General features: G+C 47.2%; 21 protein-coding genes. All 21 read left to right on the top strand.

The window, feature by feature from the left end:
- The 21 genes from purE (at position 1) to pelG (ending at position 23,307) form a co-directional block, all read left to right on the top strand.
- Positions 1 to 489 carry a 5-(carboxyamino)imidazole ribonucleotide mutase gene (purE, locus tag HPY31_RS18395; protein WP_172141892.1) on the top strand — a complete coding sequence of 163 codons (489 nt, stop codon included), beginning with the start codon at positions 1 to 3 and terminating at the stop codon, positions 487 to 489.
- Complete coding sequence (gene purK, locus HPY31_RS18390) at positions 486 to 1,649, top strand: 5-(carboxyamino)imidazole ribonucleotide synthase (protein ID WP_172141891.1); 1,164 nt, start codon at positions 486 to 488, stop codon at positions 1,647 to 1,649. The genes purE and purK overlap by 4 nt, the downstream gene beginning before the upstream one ends.
- The gene (purB, locus tag HPY31_RS18385; protein WP_087341992.1) at positions 1,646 to 2,941 is read left to right on the top strand and encodes an adenylosuccinate lyase; all 1,296 of its coding nucleotides are present in this window, start codon (positions 1,646 to 1,648) and stop codon (positions 2,939 to 2,941) included. The genes purK and purB overlap by 4 nt, the downstream gene beginning before the upstream one ends.
- Before the next feature lie 450 nt (positions 2,942 to 3,391).
- Positions 3,392 to 3,964 (top strand): GNAT family N-acetyltransferase, encoded by a 573-nt coding sequence (locus HPY31_RS18380; RefSeq protein ID WP_172141890.1) that lies wholly within the window; start codon positions 3,392 to 3,394, stop codon positions 3,962 to 3,964.
- 258 nt (positions 3,965 to 4,222) lie between these two features.
- Positions 4,223 to 4,738 carry an RNA polymerase sigma factor gene (locus HPY31_RS18375; protein WP_016740260.1) on the top strand — a complete coding sequence of 172 codons (516 nt, stop codon included), beginning with the start codon at positions 4,223 to 4,225 and terminating at the stop codon, positions 4,736 to 4,738.
- 659 nt (positions 4,739 to 5,397) lie between these two features.
- The gene (locus tag HPY31_RS18370) at positions 5,398 to 6,096 is read left to right on the top strand and encodes a response regulator transcription factor (RefSeq protein ID WP_016740262.1); all 699 of its coding nucleotides are present in this window, start codon (positions 5,398 to 5,400) and stop codon (positions 6,094 to 6,096) included.
- Positions 6,093 to 7,109 (top strand): sensor histidine kinase, encoded by a 1,017-nt coding sequence (locus HPY31_RS18365; RefSeq protein WP_172141889.1) that lies wholly within the window; start codon positions 6,093 to 6,095, stop codon positions 7,107 to 7,109. Before HPY31_RS18370 ends, HPY31_RS18365 begins: the two co-directional genes overlap by 4 nt.
- A gap of 67 nt (positions 7,110 to 7,176) precedes the next feature.
- Positions 7,177 to 7,947 carry an ABC transporter ATP-binding protein gene (locus tag HPY31_RS18360; RefSeq protein ID WP_016740264.1) on the top strand — a complete coding sequence of 257 codons (771 nt, stop codon included), beginning with the start codon at positions 7,177 to 7,179 and terminating at the stop codon, positions 7,945 to 7,947.
- Complete coding sequence (locus HPY31_RS18355) at positions 7,922 to 9,808, top strand: ABC transporter permease (protein WP_172141888.1); 1,887 nt, start codon at positions 7,922 to 7,924, stop codon at positions 9,806 to 9,808. Before HPY31_RS18360 ends, HPY31_RS18355 begins: the two co-directional genes overlap by 26 nt.
- A 74-nt stretch (positions 9,809 to 9,882) precedes the next feature.
- Positions 9,883 to 10,353 (top strand): nucleoside deaminase, encoded by a 471-nt coding sequence (locus tag HPY31_RS18350; RefSeq protein WP_172141887.1) that lies wholly within the window; start codon positions 9,883 to 9,885, stop codon positions 10,351 to 10,353.
- 203 nt (positions 10,354 to 10,556) lie between these two features.
- Positions 10,557 to 11,033, top strand: a complete 477-nt coding sequence (locus HPY31_RS18345) for an Lrp/AsnC family transcriptional regulator (RefSeq protein ID WP_172141886.1) — start codon at positions 10,557 to 10,559, stop codon at positions 11,031 to 11,033.
- Positions 11,034 to 11,057: 24 nt separating this feature from the next.
- Positions 11,058 to 11,639, top strand: a complete 582-nt coding sequence (locus HPY31_RS18340; protein ID WP_172141885.1) for a chromate transporter — start codon at positions 11,058 to 11,060, stop codon at positions 11,637 to 11,639.
- The gene (locus HPY31_RS18335) at positions 11,636 to 12,166 is read left to right on the top strand and encodes a chromate transporter (RefSeq protein WP_064201820.1); all 531 of its coding nucleotides are present in this window, start codon (positions 11,636 to 11,638) and stop codon (positions 12,164 to 12,166) included. Before HPY31_RS18340 ends, HPY31_RS18335 begins: the two co-directional genes overlap by 4 nt.
- 69 nt (positions 12,167 to 12,235) lie before the next feature.
- Entirely contained in the window at positions 12,236 to 13,846 is a 1,611-nt protein-coding gene (gene ggt, locus HPY31_RS18330; RefSeq protein WP_172141884.1) for a gamma-glutamyltransferase, read from the top strand.
- A gap of 559 nt (positions 13,847 to 14,405) precedes the next feature.
- Entirely contained in the window at positions 14,406 to 14,789 is a 384-nt protein-coding gene (locus HPY31_RS18325) for a response regulator (RefSeq protein ID WP_172141883.1), read from the top strand.
- Positions 14,790 to 14,999: 210 nt separating this feature from the next.
- On the top strand, positions 15,000 to 15,419 hold the full coding sequence (locus tag HPY31_RS18320) for a response regulator (protein WP_016740273.1): 420 nt from the start codon (positions 15,000 to 15,002) through the stop codon (positions 15,417 to 15,419).
- Positions 15,416 to 17,620 carry an NAD-dependent epimerase/dehydratase family protein gene (locus tag HPY31_RS18315; protein WP_172141882.1) on the top strand — a complete coding sequence of 735 codons (2,205 nt, stop codon included), beginning with the start codon at positions 15,416 to 15,418 and terminating at the stop codon, positions 17,618 to 17,620. Before HPY31_RS18320 ends, HPY31_RS18315 begins: the two co-directional genes overlap by 4 nt.
- A complete protein-coding gene (locus HPY31_RS18310) occupies positions 17,613 to 18,587 on the top strand; it encodes a hypothetical protein (protein WP_172141881.1) in 975 nt (324 codons plus the stop codon). Before HPY31_RS18315 ends, HPY31_RS18310 begins: the two co-directional genes overlap by 8 nt.
- 80 nt (positions 18,588 to 18,667) lie before the next feature.
- A complete protein-coding gene (locus tag HPY31_RS18305) occupies positions 18,668 to 20,491 on the top strand; it encodes a DUF2194 domain-containing protein (RefSeq protein ID WP_172141880.1) in 1,824 nt (607 codons plus the stop codon).
- Between the two features lie 3 nt (positions 20,492 to 20,494).
- A complete protein-coding gene (gene pelF, locus HPY31_RS18300; RefSeq protein WP_172141879.1) occupies positions 20,495 to 21,901 on the top strand; it encodes a GT4 family glycosyltransferase PelF in 1,407 nt (468 codons plus the stop codon).
- A 5-nt stretch (positions 21,902 to 21,906) separates the two neighbouring features.
- Positions 21,907 to 23,307 (top strand): exopolysaccharide Pel transporter PelG, encoded by a 1,401-nt coding sequence (gene pelG / locus HPY31_RS18295; RefSeq protein WP_172141878.1) that lies wholly within the window; start codon positions 21,907 to 21,909, stop codon positions 23,305 to 23,307.
- Positions 23,308 to 23,334: the final 27 nt, after the last annotated feature.

Raw genomic sequence — 23,334 nt, 5'->3', positions numbered from 1 at the left:
ATGCTACAGCCTTTGGTAGGAGTCATTATGGGCAGTACGTCAGACTGGGAAACAATGAAGGAAGCTTGTGCAATATTGGACGAATTGCAGGTACCGTACGAAAAGAAGGTCGTGTCTGCACATAGAACGCCAGACTTGATGTTTACGTATGCCGAGACCGCGAAAAGCCGCGGCTTGGAGGTCATTATTGCAGGTGCGGGCGGGGCAGCTCATTTGCCAGGAATGGTGGCTGCTAAGACAGAGTTGCCTGTCATTGGTGTACCGGTGAAATCATCCAATTTGAATGGTCTCGACTCGCTTTTGTCGATTGTGCAAATGCCAGGTGGCGTGCCTGTGGCGACGGTTGCGATCGGAAAAGCTGGAGCCATCAATGCAGGGTTATTGGCTGCGCAAATTTTGGGGATCAAATATCCAGACGTACAAGAGCGGTTCGTGCAAAGACGTGATGATATACGCAATAAGGTGCTGGAGGCTAGTGAACTCGAATGACAACCAAAGACCGTAAGCAAATCAAACCAGGATCGACCCTAGGAATACTCGGCGGAGGACAGCTTGGACGGATGATTGCTCTTGCGGGACGAGCTATGGGCTACCGCTTTGTCACAATGGACCCAACAGCAGACGCACCATGCGGCCAAACGGCTGATCGGCAAATTGTTGCCAGCTACGATGATGTAGAAGCAGCGATGCAGCTTGCCTCGGTCAGTGATGTCATCTCCTATGAATTTGAAAATGTCGATGCACAGGTGGCTGAAGTATTGGAGAGCCGCGCTTATGTACCGCAGGGAAGCCGCCTTTTGCGTATCACCCAAAACCGGATTCGGGAAAAGACCGCTATTCGCGAGATCGGCATCCCGGTTGCTCCGTTTTGTGTCGTGAATAGCTTGGAGGATTTGCAGGAAGCCGTGCGTGAACTGGGACTGCCTGCTGTTATGAAGACCGCAACCGGTGGCTATGACGGCAAAGGACAATGGGTATTGAGAGGCGAGGCTGAGCTGGCGGAGGCGTACGAAACGTTGTCCAGAGCAGGTACAGAGCTGATCGTGGAACAATTTGTACCCTTCCAAATGGAGCTGTCTGTTGTTGCCGCACGCAATCCTGCGGGAGAACTGGCTGTTTTTCCTGTGTCAGAAAATATTCATCAGGAAAACATCCTGCACCTGAGCATCGTACCCGCTCGTATTTCGGCTGAAGTAGCCGCCCGCGCGGAAGAAATTGCTCGCACGATTGTAGAAAAGCTGGATGTGGTCGGACTCATTGCAGTTGAGCTGTTTTTGACTGAAGATGGTCAGCTGTATGTCAATGAATTGGCGCCGCGACCGCATAACTCCGGGCATTTTACCATGGATGCTTGTGTGACCTCGCAGTTTGAGCAGCATGTTCGGGCGGTTTGCAATCTGCCTTTGGGATCTACAGAGTTGCTCTCGAGCGTCGTGATGGTTAATATTTTGGGAGAGCATCTACAGCCTGTCATCGATCAGATCGACAAGCTGCCGCGCACAGCCAAGCTCCATTTGTACGGAAAAGCAGAGAGCAAGGCCAAGCGGAAAATGGGGCATATCAATGTGCTCGCCCCTACTGTAGAAGAAGCGCTCACCCTGATTGATGAGCTGAAAATCTGGACGAATACATCGGAGGTATTATCATGATCGAACGTTATTCCCGACCGGAAATGCGCGCCATTTGGACGGAAGAAAACAAATTCAAAGCGTGGCTGGAAGTAGAAATTCTCGCGTGTGAAGCATGGTCCAAGCTGGGCGTCATTCCTGAGGAAGACGTGAAAAAGCTGTGGGATAAAGCTACTTTTGACATCAACAGAATCTATGAGATCGAAGAAGAGACACGCCATGATGTGGTGGCATTTACCCGTGCGGTATCGGAAACCTTGGGCGAAGAAAAGAAGTGGGTGCATTACGGACTGACTTCTACCGATGTGGTGGATACTGCTCTGTCTTACCTGCTGCGTCAGGCGAACGAAATTTTGGAAAAGGATATCCAAGACTTCATCGAGATTTTGGCGGACAAAGCTCGTGAGCACAAGGATACGGTTTGCATGGGCAGAACGCATGGCGTACATGCGGAGCCTACGACTTTTGGTTTGAAGCTGGCCCTGTGGTATGAAGAAATGAAGCGCAACCTGGCTCGTTTTCAGGCTGCGAAAAAAGAAGTGGCGTACGGCAAAATCTCTGGCGCAGTTGGCACATACGCAAACATCGATCCGTTCGTGGAAGCGTACGTGTGCGAGAAGCTGGGACTGTCTGCGGCGCCTATTTCTACCCAAACCTTGCAGCGTGATCGCCACGCCGAGTACATGGCGACATTGGCACTGATCGCAACATCTTTGGAGAAATTCGCAACAGAGATTCGCGGTCTGCAAAAGAGCGAAATGCGCGAGGTGGAAGAAGCATTTGCCAAAGGCCAGAAAGGTTCTTCTGCAATGCCACACAAGCGCAACCCAATCGGAAGCGAAAATATTTGCGGACTGGCTCGTGTCATCCGTGGTCATATGCTCACTTCCTATGAAAATGTTTCCCTCTGGCATGAGCGGGATATTTCCCACTCCTCTGCGGAGCGCGTGATTTTGCCAGATGCGACGCAAGCATTGAACTACATGCTGCGCCGTTTCATGAACATCGTGAAAAACTTGACGGTGTTCCCTGAGAACATGAAGCGCAATATGGACCGTACCTTTGGATTGATCTACTCGCAGCAAGTGATGCTCAAGCTGATCGAAAAAGGCATGAGCCGCGAGCAAGCCTATGACACGGTACAGCCTCGTGCGATGCAGGCGTGGGAAGAGCAACGCTCCTTCCGTGCGATCGTCGATGAGGATGCGACTGTTAGCTCTACACTATCCAAGGAAGAGCTGGATGAGTGTTTTGACTACCGTTACCATCTGAAGCACGTGGATACCATTTTCCAACGTCTTGGATTGATTTAAATGCAAGTGCCCTCGAATTTTTCGGGGGCGTTTTTTCTTTTTAATGTAACTGTTGTGGGGGAGAAGCGCATTTCCAGTCTACGCTTCGGCCTACGCCCTACTGAAGGATTGACTGTCCGCTCCGGAATAAATGGCGGGAGCGCTTCAAACCAGAAAACGCAAATGCGTTTTTGTATGTAATAAAAGCTGAAATTCCCCGCCAATTATTCCGAAGCTGGGTCGGGCTCCAGAGGCGCTTGGACTGGAAATGCGCTTCTCCTGCGCAGCTTTTTTAAAATTGCTTGAAAGTAATTCAAGAGTGTGAAATTGCTACTAACTGTTCTCAAAGAATATAGTTTTAGAATGAACACAGTATCGTTAAGCTAACCGGCAGTATTACCTTCAAATTGTCAATGAGCGGTCAAGCGGTTACTATTATTGGAAACTCATTCCGATAGAAGGAGGACTCATATGAATCCACTACTACTTTCTTTTCCGGAACAATTTGAAACGCAGCGATTATTGATTAGAGCACCGCAATGGGGTGATGGTCAATTTGTAAATGAAGCCATACGTGAAAGTGTAAATGAGATGCGCCCCTGGCTTCCGTTTGTAAAAAACCTCCCATCTATTGATGATTCAGAAGCCTACGTACGTAAGGCCAGGCTCAATTTTCTAGAGCGCACAGACTTAGTGCTACATATATTTGAAAAGAATACAGGGCAGTTTGTGGGCAGCAGTGGGCTCCATCGCTTTGATTGGAATGTACGAAAATTTGAAATTGGATATTGGCTACGCACATCGCGTACGGGTGAGGGTTTAATGACAGAGGCAGTAAAAAGTATCGTTGCCTTTGCCATTTCTGAATTGGAAGCTAACCGCCTTGAAATTCGCTGTGATACTCGGAATAATGCAAGTATAGCTGTAGCTAAGAAGGTAGGTTTTACGTTGGAGGGTACTTTACGCAATGATAACCTAAATGACTCTGGAGAATTGACTGATATCCACATCTTTTCATTAGCAAAAGGTTATGAATATCATTGATAACTGAGTTAACGCTTTCCCTCCACCAAAACGGTTTTAAAGACAACTTAAAAAATTCCTTAAGAAATTTTTAAAGATTTCTTTTGAAAGTTGTAACCGAAATGATACCCCTTTCGTACCTACTTGTGCGAGCTTACAACGAGCCCATAAGTACCTTACAAAAGTGTAAGCTTCCTGAAATATAACTCGATGGTTCCTGCTTCGTTTCGACCGTACAATGAAATCAATTCATACGGATCACGAAACGGGAGATCGATTATGACGACAGCAATCATGTATCCAAAATTAAATCACCAACAAATTTACGAAGATTACTCTGCTAAAATATACCGCTATTTCCGCTACCGGGTAAAAAACGTCTGGGATGTGGAAGACCTGACAACGACTGTGTTTATCAAGGTGTACGCCAAGCTTGAGCAGTACGATGGCCGCCATCCATTTGGCGCCTGGATTTTCCGAATTGCGCACAATGCTTTGATTGACTACATGCGCAAGAAGCGGGAGAGTCCGGTCGATCAGGACACATTTAGCAATATGATCGCAACGGATAAGCTGCCAGAGGAGCATCTTCTGAATCAGGAGACAACCGAGGGCTTGTGGGATAAGGTGCACACGCTGACAAAGGATCAGCGCAATGTGATCGCTCTGCGCTATCTCGGAGATTTGCGAATGAATGAGATCGCGGAAATCTTGGGCAAGACAGAGGCTTCGGTGAAAATCCTACACTTCCGTGGGATTAAGAAGCTGCAGCAATTGATGACAGAACAAGCATAAGGGGGGACAACAGTCCTGCCCTTTTTTACTATTGGCAGGTTGTAGTGGAGAGAAGAATATTTCCATGCTAGGCTCCAGGCTCCGTCCATCTGAAAGTTAAGACTGTCCGCTCCGAAGGGATTCGCGGGGAAACGCAAAAGTGGTAGCCGCTTCGTCGCGAGGGCACGGTTGCGTTTCTTTTGCCCGCGAATCCCTTCTCCGCTCGGTAGGACTCCACAAGTCGCTACGCCTGGAAATATTCTTCTCTGTCGTTACTGATGGCATCCTTACATTCTTTTAAGGTATTTAAAAACCGATTAACACGGAAAGCTCGTAGAGGAAACAGGAGAAATAAGCGAAGATCTTAGGGACACCGACCGAGACGCAATGCAAAAAGCGAAACACGTCTTTAAGCGTCCACCTCTGAACCACATCCTGAATGGACTACTTTGGACGCGGTTTCGCTTTTTGCATGGAGTCGTACAGTCAATCCCTCACAGGGTGGCCCTAGAATCTGAGCGTTTTCTCCTGTTTCCTCCCCACCACTACAGCAACATACAACTCTTTTTTTCATTCCACTTCTCAGTACGAGAAACGCTAAAGGCTTGGCGTAGTCTAGTTTTCTAATGGTATAGTAAAGAATGAAATGGAGGAGACTCAAGACGAGAGGAGTATGAGTGATGTCCACAATTATGATTGTAGAAGACGACCCGAAAATCAACCAGCTGCTACAAGAGCAACTGGAAAAATACGGATTCCAGACAGTCAATGTTGAACATTTCGATAGAGTCATGGAGGTATTTACCCAATCGCGTCCTGATTTGGTTCTGTTGGATGTGAATCTACCGAAATTTGATGGATTTTATTGGTGCCGGCAAATGCGCCAGGAGTCCAACTGCCCGATCCTGTTCATCTCTGCCCGAGAAAGTAAAATGGACCAGGTGATGGCCTTGGAAAATGGGGCTGATGACTATATCACAAAGCCATTTGACTACGATGTGGTTTTGGCCAAAATCCGTAGTCAGCTACGTCGGGCTTACGGACAATATGCTCCGCAAGAAGGGGAGCGTACAGTTGAAGTAGCGGGGCTCAAGCTGTTTTTGGAGCGAATGGAGCTGTCCATGTACGAGACCAAAATCGAGCTGAGCAAAAAGGAAGCGTTACTACTCGAAGCCTTGATGAATCAACATCCACGTGTCGTCAGCCGTGAGCGTTTGCTAGAAAAGCTGTGGGATGAACAGTTTGTCGATGAAAACACGCTGAATGTCTACATCACACGCGTGCGCGGCAAGCTGAAGGACTTAGGCTTAGAAGGAGCTGTCGAGACTGTTCGCGGTTCTGGTTATCGCTTGCGTGCGACTTGGGAGGAAGGGCAATGAAGCTGTTCCTTCGAGATCAATGGCCATTCGCAGCGTTTTTTCTCGTCCAATTGCTCTTATTAATCATGATTTTTGCGTTGGATGGGTACTGGAATGAATCATTGATGATCTACGTCATGTTTTTATCTGTTTTTTTCGCGGGGGCTTTTCTCGCTATCCGCTATTTGTCTCACCGCACAATCTATCAGCGACTGAGCAAGCCGGTAGAGTCATTAGAGGAGCTGACCCAGACATACGGGAATTCAGCGTTGTGTCGCGCGATGGATGACATCAGTCAGGAGCAGTATAGGCTCTACAAAGAACAGCTTCATGCCTATGAAAACAAGCAACGGGACCATACGACGTTTATTCAGCAATGGGTTCATCAGATGAAGACACCGATTTCGGTTATTCATCTGTTGCTACAAAATGAAGATGATCCAACAGCTGAGAGCGTTCGTGAAGAAGTGGACCGGATCAAGCGTGGACTAGAAACAGTACTGTACATAGCTCGCCTCGACCGATTTGAACAGGACTTCCTGATTGAGCCCGTAACACTGCGTTCCTTGGTGCAAAATGTGTTGGCTGAAAACAAGCGGCTGTTTATTCGCAACCAAGTGTATCCCGAGGTAAAAGTGGATGAAAATTGGCGAGTAGAATCGGACGATAAGTGGCTTGCGTTTGTCCTCAACCAATTGTTGACGAATGCCGTTCGTTATTCAGCTGGGAAAAGCAACAAGGTCACCATTCGTGCGTATGAACGCGGAGCACATGCCATTCTGGAAGTGCAGGATTATGGAATTGGGATCCCCGCCGAAGATATTCACCGCGTGTTCAAGCCGTACTTTACGGGAGAAAACGGGCGTAAATACCCTGAGTCCACCGGGATGGGACTGTACTTGGTGAAAGAAATTTGCGGTCGGCTCCATCATGGGGTGGAGATGGAATCAGAAGTGGGCGAGGGGACTACCGTACGTATTGTCTTGTCTGCCATCGTCCCAACCTTACAAGAAAGTAAGATAGCTGAAAGTTAATTCGATAGCTGGACTATGCGCACTTCCGTATAGTTGAATTTGGAAGTGCAAGAAAGGGGAATGGCGCATGGAAATGCTTGCTGTAAATAGCTTAAGTAAAATATACGGGGGCAAGGTAACCTACCGCGCGCTGACCGATATCGATTTTTCGATTCGCAAGGGCGAATTCGTCGGTATTATGGGCCCCTCAGGCAGTGGCAAGACTACGCTATTAAACATGATCTCCACCATTGATTCACCAACCTCTGGTGCGGTTCTTTTGAACGGTACGAATCCGCATCATTTAAAAAAAGATAAACTGGCTCTGTTTCGTCGCCGGGAGCTCGGCTTTGTATTTCAAGATTTTAACCTCTTGGATACGTTGACGATTGGAGAAAATATCGTGTTGCCGCTGACGCTCGACAATGAGAAAGTAGCGGTCATGGAAGAAAAGCTGCAAAGTGTTGCGGAGAAGCTAGGGATTCAGGACATATTGGAAAAGCGGACCTTCGAGGTATCTGGGGGGCAACGTCAACGGACGGCAATTGCTAGGGCGATCATTCATTCCCCGTCACTTTTGCTCGCTGACGAGCCGACAGGAAATCTTGATTCCAAGTCTTCGCGCAATGTGATGGAGACACTGGAAGCGATCAATAAGAGAGATAATACCACCATGATGATGGTGACGCATGATGCTTTGGCGGCCAGCTATTGCCATCGGGTGATATTTATTAAAGACGGTCAACTCCATAACGAGATGTATCGGGGTGAGAGTCGACAGGTATTCTTCCAGAAAATTATTGACTCATTGTCGTTTTTGGGAGGGAACACCTATGACCTTTCGACAATTCGCGTGTAATAACGTTCTGCGAAATAAGCGTATGTACGCTGCGTTTTTCATGAGTAGCGTTTTTTCTGTCCTCATTTTTTTCGTCTATGCAATGTTCATTTTTCATCCGGAAATTGTCGGGCAGGAGATTCATGAATCCGTAGCCACTGGGATGATGGCGGCTGAGTACGTCATTTTTCTGTTCTCTTTCTTTTTTCTTTTTTATTGTGTCGGTGCTTTTCTGAAAAAGAGGGAGAAGGAATTCGGCATCCTTTTTATCCAAGGCATGACACCGTTACAGCGGAACATGCTGATTTTTATGGAAAACATGCTGATTGGCATTGTCTCGATTGCCATCGGGATTGGGGTCGGGCTGGTTCTCGCCAAGCTATTTTTCCAATTCGCCGGATTTTTGCTTGCTGTAAAAGCACTCGGGTTTTACTTCCCGTGGAAAGCGATCGGTTTGACAGTGGTGGCGTTTCTCATCTTGTATGCAGCCATTTCGCTATTTACGGTCCTCGTGCTGCGAAGCCGTAGTCTGTTGGATCTGTTGCAAGGAAGCGGTCGTCCTAAGCGCGAGCCGAGGGCATCGCTAGTGCTGTCTCTGGTCGCGGTAGCTTTGTTAGGAATGAGTTATGCCTTAGCCCTCACTGCTGACGGCGTGAATGTGCTCGTGCTGATGCTTCCGGTCATTGCGCTGACGACTGTAGGAACGTACCTGTTGTTTACTCAGTTGAGCGTCATCTTCATCGATTTTCTGAAGAAGCGTCGAGCTTTCTATTGGAAACGTACGAATCTCCTGACGCTCTCTGATCTGGCCTATCGAATGAAGGATAATGCCCGGATGTTCTTTTTGGTTAGCATCGTTTCTACCGTTGCTTTTTGTGCGATTGGCACACTTGCAGCGTTGGCTGGGTCGATTCAGATTACGGTGATGAAAATCAATCCGTTCGCATTTGAATACCAGTCCAAACAAAGTGATGTGGAGAGGGTCAAGCATCTGTCGTTAATTGAAACGAGCTTGCAGCAGGGTGGCTTCTCCTTTGAAAAATATCAAGTAGCTATGCGGGTTTTGCCCGAACCGATTAATGAGGAAAAGATTGGAGTAGTCAAGCTGTCCGACTATAACAGGCTGGCGGTAGCGTCTCACTCGCCTGAGCTGCAAATGACGAATGACGAGGTGTTCGTCATGCTCAACTGGATTGGCGATTCGGTAGCGAGCAAGACTCTTCAGGTGGGAAATGCACAGCTGGTAGTCAAAACAGACACGAATATGACTCCGTTGATCAAGGGGCTCGAATTTGAGCGTTTGGCTGTTGTGCCGAATCAGGTGTACGACCAGCTTCCGAAAGCGAAGGAAGAACAGCGTTTTGTATACGAGGTGCCAAGATGGAAGGAAACCCAGGATATTAGTCTAAAGCTTCAGGATGAGATTAGTCATTACGACGAAAATTATTCGTTTTCAGCTCGTGCACCCTACTACCACACCATGAAACAAATGGCGAACATGGCACTCTTTATCGGGTTATTTGTAGGCGTGTTGTTCTTTGTAGCTGCAGCAAGCTTTCTCTATTTCCGTTTGTATACGGACCTGGAATACGACAAGAGGCATTATGGGTCGCTTTCGAAGATTGGACTCACGGATGCAGAGTTGACGCGGATCGTTACGACTCAGATTGCCCTGTTGTTCTTCGTGCCGATTGTGGTGGCCATTATTCACAGCATGGTGGCGTTCGTGTCCTTGCAAAGCTTGTTGAAGCTCATCCTTGTCGCGTCTGTGTTCAAGCCGACTGCGATTGTGTTATGCAGCTTCGTCGTTGTTCAAGGTGTGTATTTCTGGATCATCCGAAACCGTTACTTGTTCCATTTAAAGCAATCAATGAATCGCTAGTGAACTTTTCCAGCATGTCCAGATGAGCAGGGACATAGGATAAAAGGAGAAGGAGATGCGAGGGGGCAAGCTTGATGGAACGAGAGACGTGGATGGGGCAAGCTGTACAGATTGCGTTTGAAAATGTACGTGATAAAATCGGCGGCCCGTTTGGAGCCCTTGTCGTGAAGGATGGGCAAGTAGTTGGACGAGGACGCAATGAAGTGACGACGAGCAATGACCCGACGGCACATGCCGAAATTCAAGCCATTCGGGAAGCGTGTCGTCATCTCGAAACCTTTCAGTTAAACGATTGTGATCTGTATACAAGCTGTGAGCCGTGTCCGATGTGTCTGGGAGCCATCTATTGGGCCAGACCGCGAAATGTCTATTATGCTTGCACGAAAGAAGATGCGGCGCATGTCGGTTTTGATGATCAGTTTATTTATGAGCAGATTGTTCTCCCTCATGAAGAGCGAAGCATCCCGTTTCGGAGAATAGATCTTGCGAACAAACGGAGCCCATTTGAAGCATGGTCTCAATCTCTGGACCGTATCGAATATTAATAGAGAGCCTCTCCTAGCGGGGAAGGCTCTTTTTACGTTTTATTGAAATGCTTTCAAAATGAAATTTTCAGACGAAGTATTGCGCTGTGTTGAAGATCGTATTATAGTAGCAGCAATCATTATGGAATTCGACCGAATTTTATAAAATTAAGCTGTGATGAGGTTGAATATTGTTTAAAAAAGACGAATAAAGGTGTGTTTGTATGGAGGAAACTTTCCGAAGATCACTTTATCCTGATTTAGATGACATCGACTATGGGATCATTCGAGCCTTGCAAGGAAATGCGCGCTTGCCGTTTACTCAGATTGCAAAGGATCTCGGGGTTACAGAAAAGACGATTCGCATGCGCGTCCAGCAATTGCAGGACGAAGGTGCCCTGAGTCTGGTCGGCATTGTCAATCCAGTCAAGGCAGGGTTTCATGTACAAGCGATGATTCAAGTGGCTGTGGATGCGGAAAAGCTGGACGATGTGGTTGCTGCGTTGACGGAAATCGTAGAGATTAGGCTCATCGTACTCACTTCTGGTGAATATCAGCTTTTCACACAGGTGCTCGTAACAAGTAACGAAGAATTATCGCAATTTTTACTCAAGAAGCTGCACAAGATTCCTGGCATCTCGAAAACGAATGTGATTAACGAATTGAAAATATTGAAGTCCAAGTACAACTTTATCCGCTAGTTAGGCAAGGACGGAGGTACAGCTATGATTTACTGGCAATTATTTCTCGCCTTTTTCCGCATCGGAATCTTCGGATTTGGGGGAGGACCTACGATGGTACCCCTCTTTTACACCGAATGCGTGAAAAAGTATAAATGGGTGACAGATGAGGACTTTTCCGACAATCTGGCGCTCGGCAACGCTCTTCCAGGGCCCATTGGGACCAAGCTGGCTGCATTTATCGGCTATCGGGTAAAAGGCTGGAAGGGTGCATTGGTGGCAAACATCGCAGTAGTGATGCCAATCGTGCTCGTGATGATCGGTTTGCTGAAAGTCATATATCAATGGAAGGATGCACCGGGTGTATACGGCATGATCCAGGCAATCGGCCCGGTAATCGCAGTTATGACAGGCGTCCTTACGTGGGAATTTCTTTCAAAGGGGTGGAAGGGAGCGTCCAGCAAAGCAGGTGTGAGCCTTTCCCTCGCCCTCTCACTCGTTGCGTTACTCTTCCTTGATTGGCATCCGGGCATCGTCGTAGGGATTGCGCTGGCCGTTTCATTTGCTTACTCTACTTGGTCTGTCCGCAAGCGCAAGGACAAGGACGGCAAGGAGGGAGTAGCATGATCTACCTGCAATTATTTTGGGCCTTTTTCATCTCCAACATTTTGGGGTACGGGGGAGGACCACCGAGCATCCCTTTGATCCAAAATGAAGTGGTTGACCATTACCAGTGGATGAGTGTACAGGAATTCGGAGAAGTGCTGGCAGTAGGAAATGCGTTGCCCAGCCCAATCGCGACCAAGCTCGCTGGATACATTGGCTATCAGGTAGCAGGTGTACCGGGTGCAGTCGTCGCTTTATTTGCAACGGTCGCGCCGACAGCGATCGCGATGGTCTTATTGATGGGTTTTATAAACCTATTCCGCAGTGCGCCACAGGTAAAAGCGATGACCCAATCGGTACGGCCAGTCGTTACTGTCTTGCTAGGAACGATGACGTATCAATTCCTAATGGGCGCAGTCGAGGGAATTGGCTGGATGCAAACAGGAATTTTGACAGTGGCATCCTACCTTCTGCTCGAAACATGGAAGGTACATCCCGCTTTTGTCATCTTGGGAGCGATGGCGTACGGGTTTGTTTTCATTGGCTAGGAAGGATCTTCCGTGCTAATCTAATGGTCTTTCTTATCGGCTAAACGAACGATTTAGGAGGTAAAAACCATGGTTGATTATGACGCAATGGAATACCCATACGCATCAAAGCGTGTGACGACTTTTGCCAAGAACGGTATGGTAGCGACCTCGCAGCCACTAGCGGCTCAAGCAGGTCTCGATATTTTGAAAAAGGGCGGAAATGCGGTGGATGCGGCGATTGCAACAGCTGCGTGCCTGACTGTAGTAGAACCAACCTCGAACGGCATCGGGGGTGACGCATTTGCCCTCGTGTGGATCAAAGACGAGCTGCACGGACTGAATGCAAGCGGTCCGGCTCCACAAGGAATCTCCATCGAGGCATTAAAAGCAAAAGGTCTGAAAGAAATGCCGACCTACGGCTGGACCCCCGTCACGGTCCCAGGCGCACCTGCTGCGTGGGCAGCCTTGTCCAAGCGTTTTGGACGTCTTCCGCTTACAGAGGTTTTGCAGCCAGCGATTGACTATGCGGAGAATGGCTATCCGGTATCGCCCACATTGGCGCATAATTGGAATGTAGCGCATAGAAAGTTTTCTCTGCAATGCAAAGGGAAAGAGTTTTCGCATTGGTTCTCCACCTTTACGTCAGATGGCAAAGTGCCAAAAGCGGGCGACATCTGGAAGTCACCGGGTCATGCGAAGACGCTGCGTCAAATCGCGGAAACAAATGCGGAGAGCTTCTACCGTGGAGAGCTGGCAGAAAAGATCGACGCGTTCTCGCGTGGGTGCGACGGTTATTTGCGTAAAGAAGACCTGGCTGCCTATGAGCCGGAATGGGTGAAGCCGATCGGGGTCAACTACCGCGGCTATGAAGTGTGGGAGATCCCGCCGAATGGGCAAGGGATGATCGGCCTGATGGCTCTGAACATTCTGAAAGGCTTTGATTTTGACGCAAAGGACACAACAGAAACGTATCACAAGCAAATCGAAGCGATGAAGCTGGCATTTGTGGACGGATTGAAATACATCACAGAAGAGAGCAACATGAAAGTTTCCAAGGAGGCATTGTTGTCAGAGGAATACGCTGCAACGCGCCGTGCACTGATTGGTCATGAAGCCTTGACGCCAGTGCCGGGTCAGCCGAAAACGAGCGGTACGGTCTATTTAGCGACTGCTGACGGTGAGGGCAACATGGTTTCCTTTATCCAAAGCAACTACATGGGCTTTGGTTCCGGAGTAGTTGTGCCGGGGACAGGGATCGCCATGCAAAACCGGGGTCATAACTTCTCGCTGGACCCTGCTCATGACAATTGCTTAGAGCCAGGCAAAAGAACGTTCCACACCATTATCCCGGGCTTCTTGACGAAGGATGGAAAAGCAGTGGGGCCATTCGGCGTAATGGGCGGCTTCATGCAGCCACAAGGACATGTGCAGGTGGTCATGAACACCATCGACTTCCACCTCAATCCGCAAGCTTCGCTCGATGCGCCGCGCTGGCAGTGGACGGAAGGCAAAACGGTGGAGCTGGAGCGTCATTTCCCGGAGCATTTGGCACTCGCTTTGGAGCGCAGGGGTCATACGATCAAGTGGGCGCAGCTCGGCAATTACTTCGGACGAGGTCAAATCATTTGGCGTGATGAAAATGGTGTGCTGAGCGGTGGAACGGATATGCGCGCAGACAGTAGCATTGCTGCTTGGTAAGGAACTGGGGCTGGACTGAAGGAAAGGAGGGCTACCATGGAAACTTTACCTCCATGGGTGTGGAGTGTCTATTATATATGTATCCTCATAACAATAATCAGTGGTATTGTGTATCTAATTCGGAAACGGCGTCCCCTTTTTTCGATGATAACTATATTTTGTTCTATTTTCGGTCCAATTGTACTTTTCTTGCAGTCCTTGGTGCGTGGTTCTGGAACAGAAATTGATAACCTGTTGTACCACCTTACCCAAGGGGATATATGGGCTTTGTTTGTTATCCTTGCTTTTATGGAAATAGTTGCGTGGTATCTCACACTGGCGAAAGATCTTTTTGGCAAAAGAGAACCGAATAATAGAGTGAGTTGAGCCGAAGCGGATGCTTCGGTTTTTTTATTTCCCCGCAATGGAATGGAGGACAAGATGTTCTCCTGTTCAGAATTTGTCTAGATGTTCCTAGTAGAATGTAGAAAATGATCAAATTATGCCGTTTTTGCATATAGTAAACCTATTTATGATAGTTCGAAAATCGCGGTATAAAAGATGGGAGAAAACAATTTGAATGAATACCATTTTAATTGTTGATGATACAGCGTTTACGAGACTCGTGCTGCGTAACATGTTTGAGAAATTAGGTATTGAGGTAGTGGCGGAAGCTGATTCAGGGGAGGAAGCTGTTAGGAATTATTGTTTGTATCGACCGTCACTGGTCATGATGGATATTACGATGCCGGGCATGAACGGTTTGGTTGCTTCCCGAAAAATCATAGAGCTGGATAAGAATGCGAAGATCATTATTTGCTCCGCAGTTGCACGACGCGATACGGTCATCAAAGCGATTCAGGCAGGTGCGCGTGATTTTATCGCAAAGCCCTTGCAGTTCGAGAGGATTGAATGGGCTGTTCAGCATTTGTTGGAAAACAGGGATAAGCTGCCGTATAGGTAACTGTCCCTGTTCTTCTTTTTGTCTCTTGTTCAGAAATTGTTGAGATGATCCTAGTAGAATGGGTACAGCTACGGAATAGAGGGGCTTTATACCTATGAAAATGAAAGGTTAAGAGGCATTAGTTTTGGTTGGTATTGCTAATAGGAATATATTACTATAATAAAACAGTCCAAAAGATATAGATGGATAGGATGGGAGACAGCATTTTGGATGAATAGCATTCTGATTGTTGATGATACGGCGTTTACGAGACGTGTGCTGCGCAACATATTTGAGACGTTAGGACTGCATGTGGTTGCGGAAGCTGCTTCGGGAGAGGAGGCTGTTAGAAATTACTGCTTGTACAAACCATCACTCGTTACGATGGACATTACCATGCCCGGCATGAACGGTTTGACTGCTTCACGCAAAATCATGGAGTTGGACAAGGATGCCAAGATCATTATTTGCTCAGCAGTGTCTAGGCACGATACCGTCATCAAGGCGATTCAGGCAGGTGCGCGGGATTTCATTGCGAAGCCACTGCAGCTGGAGCGAATCGAATGGGCTGTCCAAAAATTGCTGGGAACAGGAGTAGATGATCGTCGTGGGGATCGACAAGAGAAACAAATAGCTGAGGTGTTAGCATGAAGGTCTTGATCACAGGTGGTTATGGGTTCATTGGTTCTTTTGTCGCGGAGAGATTTTATAAGGAAGGGTATAAGGTTTTCATCCTCGACAATCTCAGCTCAGGCAATCAAAGGAACATCACATTTCCGCATAAAGCATACGAGCTGGATGTAGCGGATAAAAAATGTGATGAAGTATTTAAGAGCAACAAGTTCGATGTCGTCATCCATTTAGCGGCCCAAGTAAGTGTTGCTGCATCTATGGAAGACCCCCTGCTGGATACGAATACGAACATCCTGGGACTCGTGAATATGCTGAAGCTATCGAGCAAATATGGCGTATCCAAATTTATTTTTGCGTCATCAGCCGCCGTTTACGGCATGAATGAATGTACACCGTTACTCGAAGATTCAGCGTGTGATCCGGTATCTGTTTATGGAATAAACAAGCACATCGGCGAAATGTATTGCCGCAAATGGTCAGAAATGTATGGCTTGCAGACGGTAGCCTTTCGCTTGGCAAATGTGTATGGCCCGAGACAAAGTGCAGGAGGAGAAGGCGGTGTTATCTCTACTTTTTTAACCCAGATCAACAATGGGAAAGAAATAGTTCTGCACGGGGATGGCAGCCAAACGAGAGACTTTATTTATGTAGAGGATGTAGCTGATGCCATTTTCCGTTCTGTTACCACGGATGATACTGGTGTGATGAATTTGTCTACGAATCAGGAAAGCAGCATTAATGAGCTGATTGATATTCTCGGGGCTAACCAGCCACTACAAGGAATATCACGAAGGGAAAAACGCCCAGGAGACGTAGATAAGTCGGTTTTGGACAATACGTGGGCAAAGCGAAGATTAGATTGGATCCCGATGTATTCATTGGCGGAGGGGCTGGAAAAAACGGCGCAGTGGTATCAAGAGACCTTCGCAGAGAAGGAACAAGAGCAGGAGAGCGAAACGAAGAAAGCGATCCATTGGCTCCGTTCATGGGATGCAAGGCCGTACATTGAGAACATTCTTGCGTTTCTTCTGGTGGTTTTCGCGACAGTTGGAACGGCTAATAGCGGTGTCTTTGATCTCAAGCTGATTTACATCGTGTTGATCGGCGCCATTTACGGAACGAAGCAATCCCTCTTGTCGGTTATCCTGGCTTGTGGACTTTTCATCGGAGAAAGTCTGCATAACGGGCGCGATGTCGTATCGCTCTTATATGACGCGAATGTTCTGTTTCATATCGCTGTCTATTTTATTATCGGGATTGCTGTGGGCTATTCGATCGACAAACGCAACAGGGACGTATTGTCCAAGGAGCTGCAAAAGCAAGCGCTGGAAGACAAGTATGATTTTTTAAAAGACATTTATAACGATGTTCTGATGGTAAAGCAAGAATTGCAGCAGCAGATCGTGAATTCAGAAGACAGCTTTGGAAAAATCTACAACATCACCAAAGAGTTGGACAGCCTCGAGCCTGAACGCGTATTGCAGAAATCAGTCAAGGTACTGGAAAGAATCATGAAGTCCGATGAGATCGCCATTTATACGATGAATCAAAATGGCTCTTTCTTGCGATTGATGGCCAAATCGAATAAAGCGGGCTTTGATCTGCCACGCTCGCTGAAAATGAGTGAACATGCTTACCTTACTGAATTAATGACAATGAAAAAGATCATCGTGAATAAAGAGCTACGTCACGACATGCCCCTTATAGCAGCTCCTATTTTTGACAAGGGAAAAATGGTTGCAGTGGTCACATTGCAACAACTCGGGTTTGAAAACTTTACGATGTACACCCAAAACCTTTTTCAGGTTGCCGTTCAATTGATCTCATCCGCTTTGTCCCGTTCTCTTCGATACTTAAACTCCACACAAAAGGACCGTTACCTAGACGATACCCCTATCCTGATTCCTGCTTATTTTTCAGCAATGGTGAAGAACAAAAGGGACGCCAAGCAACAGTTAAACACTGACTTTACCCTCTTGGCAGTGGATTTCGCGCAAATGGATCATCATACACTTGCTACCTATATCGCCAGTTCTCTTCGCGAAGCAGATTATATGGGAATGGACGAAGCGGGAGATGTCTATATCATTCTCTCCAATTCCAACGAGCAAGAAGCCCGTATCGTGATTGATAGGCTTGGTAGACTCGGTATTGCATCGAGAATTGTGCAGGAAAAGGACCAGGATCGCTTCTCCTTGAAGGATGGCGCTTATGTTTAATCTAGTCCTCCTCCATGTCTTGGTGTCTGTTGGTTACAGCTGGGTGCAAAGCCGCGGCAAAAACAAGCAGGTGCTGATTATGCGAATGCTTGTTGCGGGCTTTCTTCCCATTTTTGGCCTCCTGTTATTGGGGATTACCGATGTGTACAAACGAACATCGAAAAAGAATGTGAATGAACTGATGCTAGAGAGCGATTTGCTGAAGCTAGCGGAGGGATCGAATATTTTCCGAAGAGCGGACATGGAAAAGGAAATGAACATCGTCCCGGTTGAGGACATATTGGTTTTGAACGACACGAGCACGCGCCGAAAGATGCTGATCGATGTCTTGAAAGAGCAGACCATTTGGCAGATCGGCACATTGGAGACAGCCCTGCAAAACGAGGATTCGGAAACGGTTCACTACGCGGCAGCCGCTTTAACGGAAATGCGGCGCAACCTTCAGCTCCAACTGCAGGATTTATCAGTGAAATACGAGGAGAACAAGCAGGAGCTTGCGGTTCTACGCGCCTACGCAGATGTATTGAAGAAGTATCTGGACAGTTCACTCCTTGATCAACGCACCTATGTGAAGTACAGCTACACGTATTCGTTTGTTCTGGAGTCATTATTGGACATTTATCAGGAAGAAGAAAGCTATTTTGTAGACAAGATCAATTGTGAGCTGGGGAACCAGTCCTATGAAAAAGCGGAACAGTACTGTCAATTGTTTCATGAGTATCATCCGGAAAGCGAGCAGCCATATGTCATGTCGCTCAAGCGCTTCTTTACGATCAGAGACTACGCAGGTTTTGTGGCAGAAATGAATCGGTTAAAAAACTCGTCGGTTAAAATCTCCCACGCTACGCTGATGATGATCCGCTATTGGAACACTCTGGAAGATGATGAGCAAGACAGCAATTGGGCGGAAGTCGCTGTTACACAGGAAGTAGATACGAATCTGAAAGAGATGAGCGATACAAAATGAGAATGACTAGGTTCAGGAGAAGGAAAAGGGATAGGGAAAATGACAGTGAATGGAGCAGTTCGAGGTCCAACGATATTCCCGTGAAAAAAAACATCTACATCATTCTGATCTTTGTGGCGATTCTGGGGATCACTATTGAAGCTACCCGATCCCAGTTCATCCTTCAGGTGAGCAGTAATAAGTCAGGAGGCTCGGGAAAAGAGGCTGACGTGCCGAAGCAAAACGCGATCAGTCAGGAGGAAATCGCCAAGCTAAAAAGGGAGAGATTCCTTATTCTGCATGATTCCAAGGATGAGAGCAGCATGGCAATCGCGAGGAATGTGGAGCAAGTGCTGCGGTATATGAAAAAGGAGTACGAGCTTGCTGACGTTAAGCAGTTCTCGAAGCCCGACCCCCAATACATGACGGTCATTGTCACCATAGAAAATCTGGACATGCTAGCCAATCTAGATGCGATGATGCAATATGCGCACAATGGTGGAAATGTGTTCTTTTCACGTACGCCTGAATACAATGACAGCTTGTACCGCATATACCGAAAACTAGGGATCAATTCGATCAATCTCCCTATCGTGACAAATGGCATTCAGATGACATCCAATCTCTTGATCAAAGGAGAGGATGCAAAAATCGGTGCAGATGCCATTGTGAATTCCTCGATTCCCGTAGAACTGGATAGGCAAGCAAAGGTTCACGCTGTTTCCGCCGATAATATGCCACTGCTATGGGAGACCCGGTATGGACAGGGAAAGCTCATGGTCTATAACGGGACGAATATGCAATCTGCCATGAATAGAGGACTGATTGCTGGTGGCATCAGTTTACTGAATCCAGATTTCATGTACCCCATTTTCAATATGAAAGTCATGTATATTGACGATTTTCCGGCCCCTTTTCGCCAGGGGATCGAGCCGAGTATTTACCGCGAGTATCGCAAAGATATTCCCAGCTTCTTTCGGGACGTGTGGTGGCCGGACATGATCAAGCTTGCTGCCGATTACGATGTGACCTACACGGGAGCTATTATCAATACCTACAATAACCGAGTTGCTCCGCCCTTCACTGATGAGGAAGGAAAGGATTCGAACAATCTGATTACGTACGGCAGGGATTTGTTGAAAATGGGTGGCGAACTGGGCATCCACGGATACAATCATCAATCACTGGTTACCGATCAAGCGACGGCGAGCCATTACGAGTATAAGGCTTGGCCGGATGAAGCAAGTATGGCCGAGTCCCTTACGTATCTGGACAATTATATCAAGAAGGTCTTCTCGGCATATGACATACAGACGTATGTCCCGCCTTCTAACGTGTTGGGAGAGGAAGGGCGTCGAGCACTGAAAAAGTCTTTTCCTGATCTGAGAATCATTGCCTCCTTGTATGCGGAATCAGACAGTACACACGAATACATCCAGGAGTTTTCCGTGTCCGAAGATGGCATTGTAGAGCTGCCGCGTATTACCTCCGGATACAGTCGTACAGACATTCATGATTGGTACATAACGAATGCGATCACATCCATCGGTGTTTTTTCTCATTTTGTTCATCCAGACGATGTGTTGGACAAGGAGCGAAGCAATAACAAGTCGTGGTCGGAATTGGTAAAAGACTTTCAACTCATGCTGGAAGAGCTTTACGAGCAGTATCCATGGCTGCGTAGCCAGACTGCTTCCGAAGCTGCAACAAGCCTTGAGAGCTATTTACAGACGGATGTATATATCTCGCATACGGATAAAAAAGTGACAGGCTATATGAACAATTTCTCCGAAGACATGTATTACATCTTGCGGACAAACAAAAAAATGACGAGCTTGGTCAATTGCACGGTAGAAAAAATAGAGGAAGGCGTCTATCTCGTGCATGCAACGGGTGCAAAATTTGAAATAGGACTGGAAGAGTAAGCGATGAAAATTTGTCTGATTGCCGAAGGATCTTACCCGTATATTACAGGGGGAGTCTCTAGCTGGATTCATTCCTTAATCGCTAGTATGCCAGAGCATGAGTTCATCATTTATGCAATTGGTGCCGAGGAGAAAAACAGGGGGAAATACGTCTACCAGCTCCCCGAAAATGTGGTGGAAATCAAAGAGGTATTTCTGGATGCCTATCTGAAAGAAGAGGCTGCACCGGGGAAGCGTTTGGGTCTGACTGAGGATGAGCAGCAGGCGTTGCTTTCGTTGCTCGATGGTAGCAAAGGCGACTGGCATGCTCTGTTTTCCGTGTTGTCGGGGAGTAAGGTGCCATCCGTGGCCGAGTTGCTTACGAGCAAGGACTTTTTCGAGGTCATTCAACGTCTTTGCGAGCAAAAATATCCGCAAATTCCTTTTACCGAAATGATCTGGATGATCCGCTCGATGGTGTTGCCACTATGTCAGATCATTCAAAACGGTATGCCGCAAGCGGATTTGTATCACAGTGTGTGTACGGGATATGGCGGTGTAGCAGGAAGTCTCGGGAAGTATCTGCATGCAAAGCCGTTTTTGCTGACGGAGCATGGAATTTATACCCGCGAGCGGGAAGAAGAAATTATCAAGGCAAGCTGGATCAAGGGTCACTTTAAGGATATTTGGATCGATTATTTTCATAATCTTTCTGCATGTGCCTACTCCTACGCGGATGAGGTAATCACGTTGTTTGAGAGGAACAAGGAAATTCAGATCGAGCTAGGCTGTGATCCTTCCAAAGTATCCGTGATCCCGAACGGTGTAAAAGTGAGTGATTATGCTGACATCGTGGAGGAAAAAATGGACGACACAATTACCATTGGTGCTGTTGTCCGCGTGGTACCTATCAAAGATATTAAAACCATGCTTCATAGCTTTGGACTCGTCAAAGAACAAGTGCCACACGCACGCTTTGTTATCATGGGCCCGACGGATGAAGACGAGGAGTACTATACAGAATGCCTGCAATTGGTCGATAGCCTTCAGCTTGAGGCTGTTACGTTTACGGGTGCGGTTAATGTGAAAGAGTATCTCGGAAAAATGGACATGCTTGTTCTGACCAGCATCAGTGAAGGCCAACCGCTCGTTATTTTGGAAGGAATGGCATGCAGAAAGCCCTTCGTCACAACGGATGTGGGAAGCTGTCGGGAATTGTTGTACGGCAATGGTGACAACTATGGCAACGCAGGGATAACGGTACCCGTCATGCATTTTACTCAAATTGCCCAAGCGATCATTACATTGTGCCAAAACGAGCCATTGAGACAGCGGATGGGCAGATGCGGTTTCCAAAGAGTATCAGATATTTACACACATGAGAACTTCTTGGCGAGATATCGCAAAATGTACCGGAAATATGAGGTGTAAGAAACATGGCGGGCATTGGCTTTGAACTGAAGAAAATGTTTCGGAATAAAGGGTATTTGTCCAGTGTGAAGGCGTATGCATTTTCTTCGCTGGTCACAGTCGGACCGATGCTGATTTGTATGGTCATGATCACGGTGCTACAGCAAATTCTTCTTCAATTGAATGTCAGTTATTTGGAGAGGATGTCTTTTTTAGCAGCTGTTGTTTATGCGTTCGTGTTTTCACTGTTGGTTACCTGTGGTTTTTCCATGGTCATTTCCCGCTATATTGCAGACAAAATTTACTTGCGCGAGTATAACGACATCATTGCTTCTTTGTATGGAGTCATCGCTGTTTGCCTGGGCTTGGGGGGAATTCTCGGCGGTGCTTTTTACTGGCTCGCTCCTTTGCCGTCTGGCTTTAAGCTCGTAGCTTACCTTCTTTTTGTGGAACTGATCGTCGTATGGCTTCAATCCGCCTATTTGTCCGCATTAAAGGATTATATGCGCATTATTCGCGGGTATTTGGCGGCTGTTGCCGTTACGCTTCTGGCTGCGTTTCTACTGTCTTATTTGACTGACTTGGAAAAAGGAATCGCCATGCTGATTTCTTTGGATCTGGGCTTTTTTATCATGATCGTTCTGTCTATGGTTCATCTGGAGAGCTATTTCCCGAAGCGGGAGAGGAACTACTTCGATTTCGTGAAGTACGTGAAGAAATACCCTAGTCTGCTGGGGGTGGGTCTGTTTTGCTCTCTTGGTTTTTATGTGCACCATTTTATTTACTGGCTGGGGAGTCCACTTCAAGAGGTCGTGGCGGATACATACGTAATCGCGCCTTTTTATGATGTTCCTGCTTTCTATGCCTCCTTGAGCATATTGCCCACGATGGTCATGTTTGTTGTATCTGTAGAGACCGCTTTTTATGAGAAGTATCGAGCGTATTACGGGACGATATTGGGCACAGGCTCGGTGCAGGATATCAAGCGGGCAAAAACAGACATGGTCCAAACACTGATGCAAGAGCTCAGCTTCATGATGGAAGTGCAGCTGTTCTTTTCCTTCGTTGCATTGGCTCTGGGAATTACGTTGCTTCCGCACATCGGGTTTACGTCCGAGCAGATGGAGCGATACAACATCCTAGTGATAGCGGGATACTTGTACGCTGTGATGTTTGTGGTCGTGTTGATGCTGCTCTATTTTGACGATCGGAAGGGAGCGCTTGCGGTGACGACCTTATTTCTCATCAGTACGGTTGTCATCACCATAGCGATGCTGCCCCTTCATAACTATGGCTTTTCATTTTTTATTGCTGCGTTTCTTGCACTGGTAGCCGGTCTCGGCAGGCTGATCTATTACCTGAAAAATATTGATTATTACACCTATTGCCTACAACCGCTCTTTGTCAAAGGAAAGCGAATGGAATAGATGGGGACTGATGGATTGGGGAGGACT

This window comes from Brevibacillus sp. HB1.3 (assembly GCF_013186635.1).
GTDB lineage: Bacteria > Bacillota > Bacilli > Brevibacillales > Brevibacillaceae > Brevibacillus > Brevibacillus brevis_D.
This window is presented reverse-complemented; position numbering and strand designations above follow the sequence as displayed.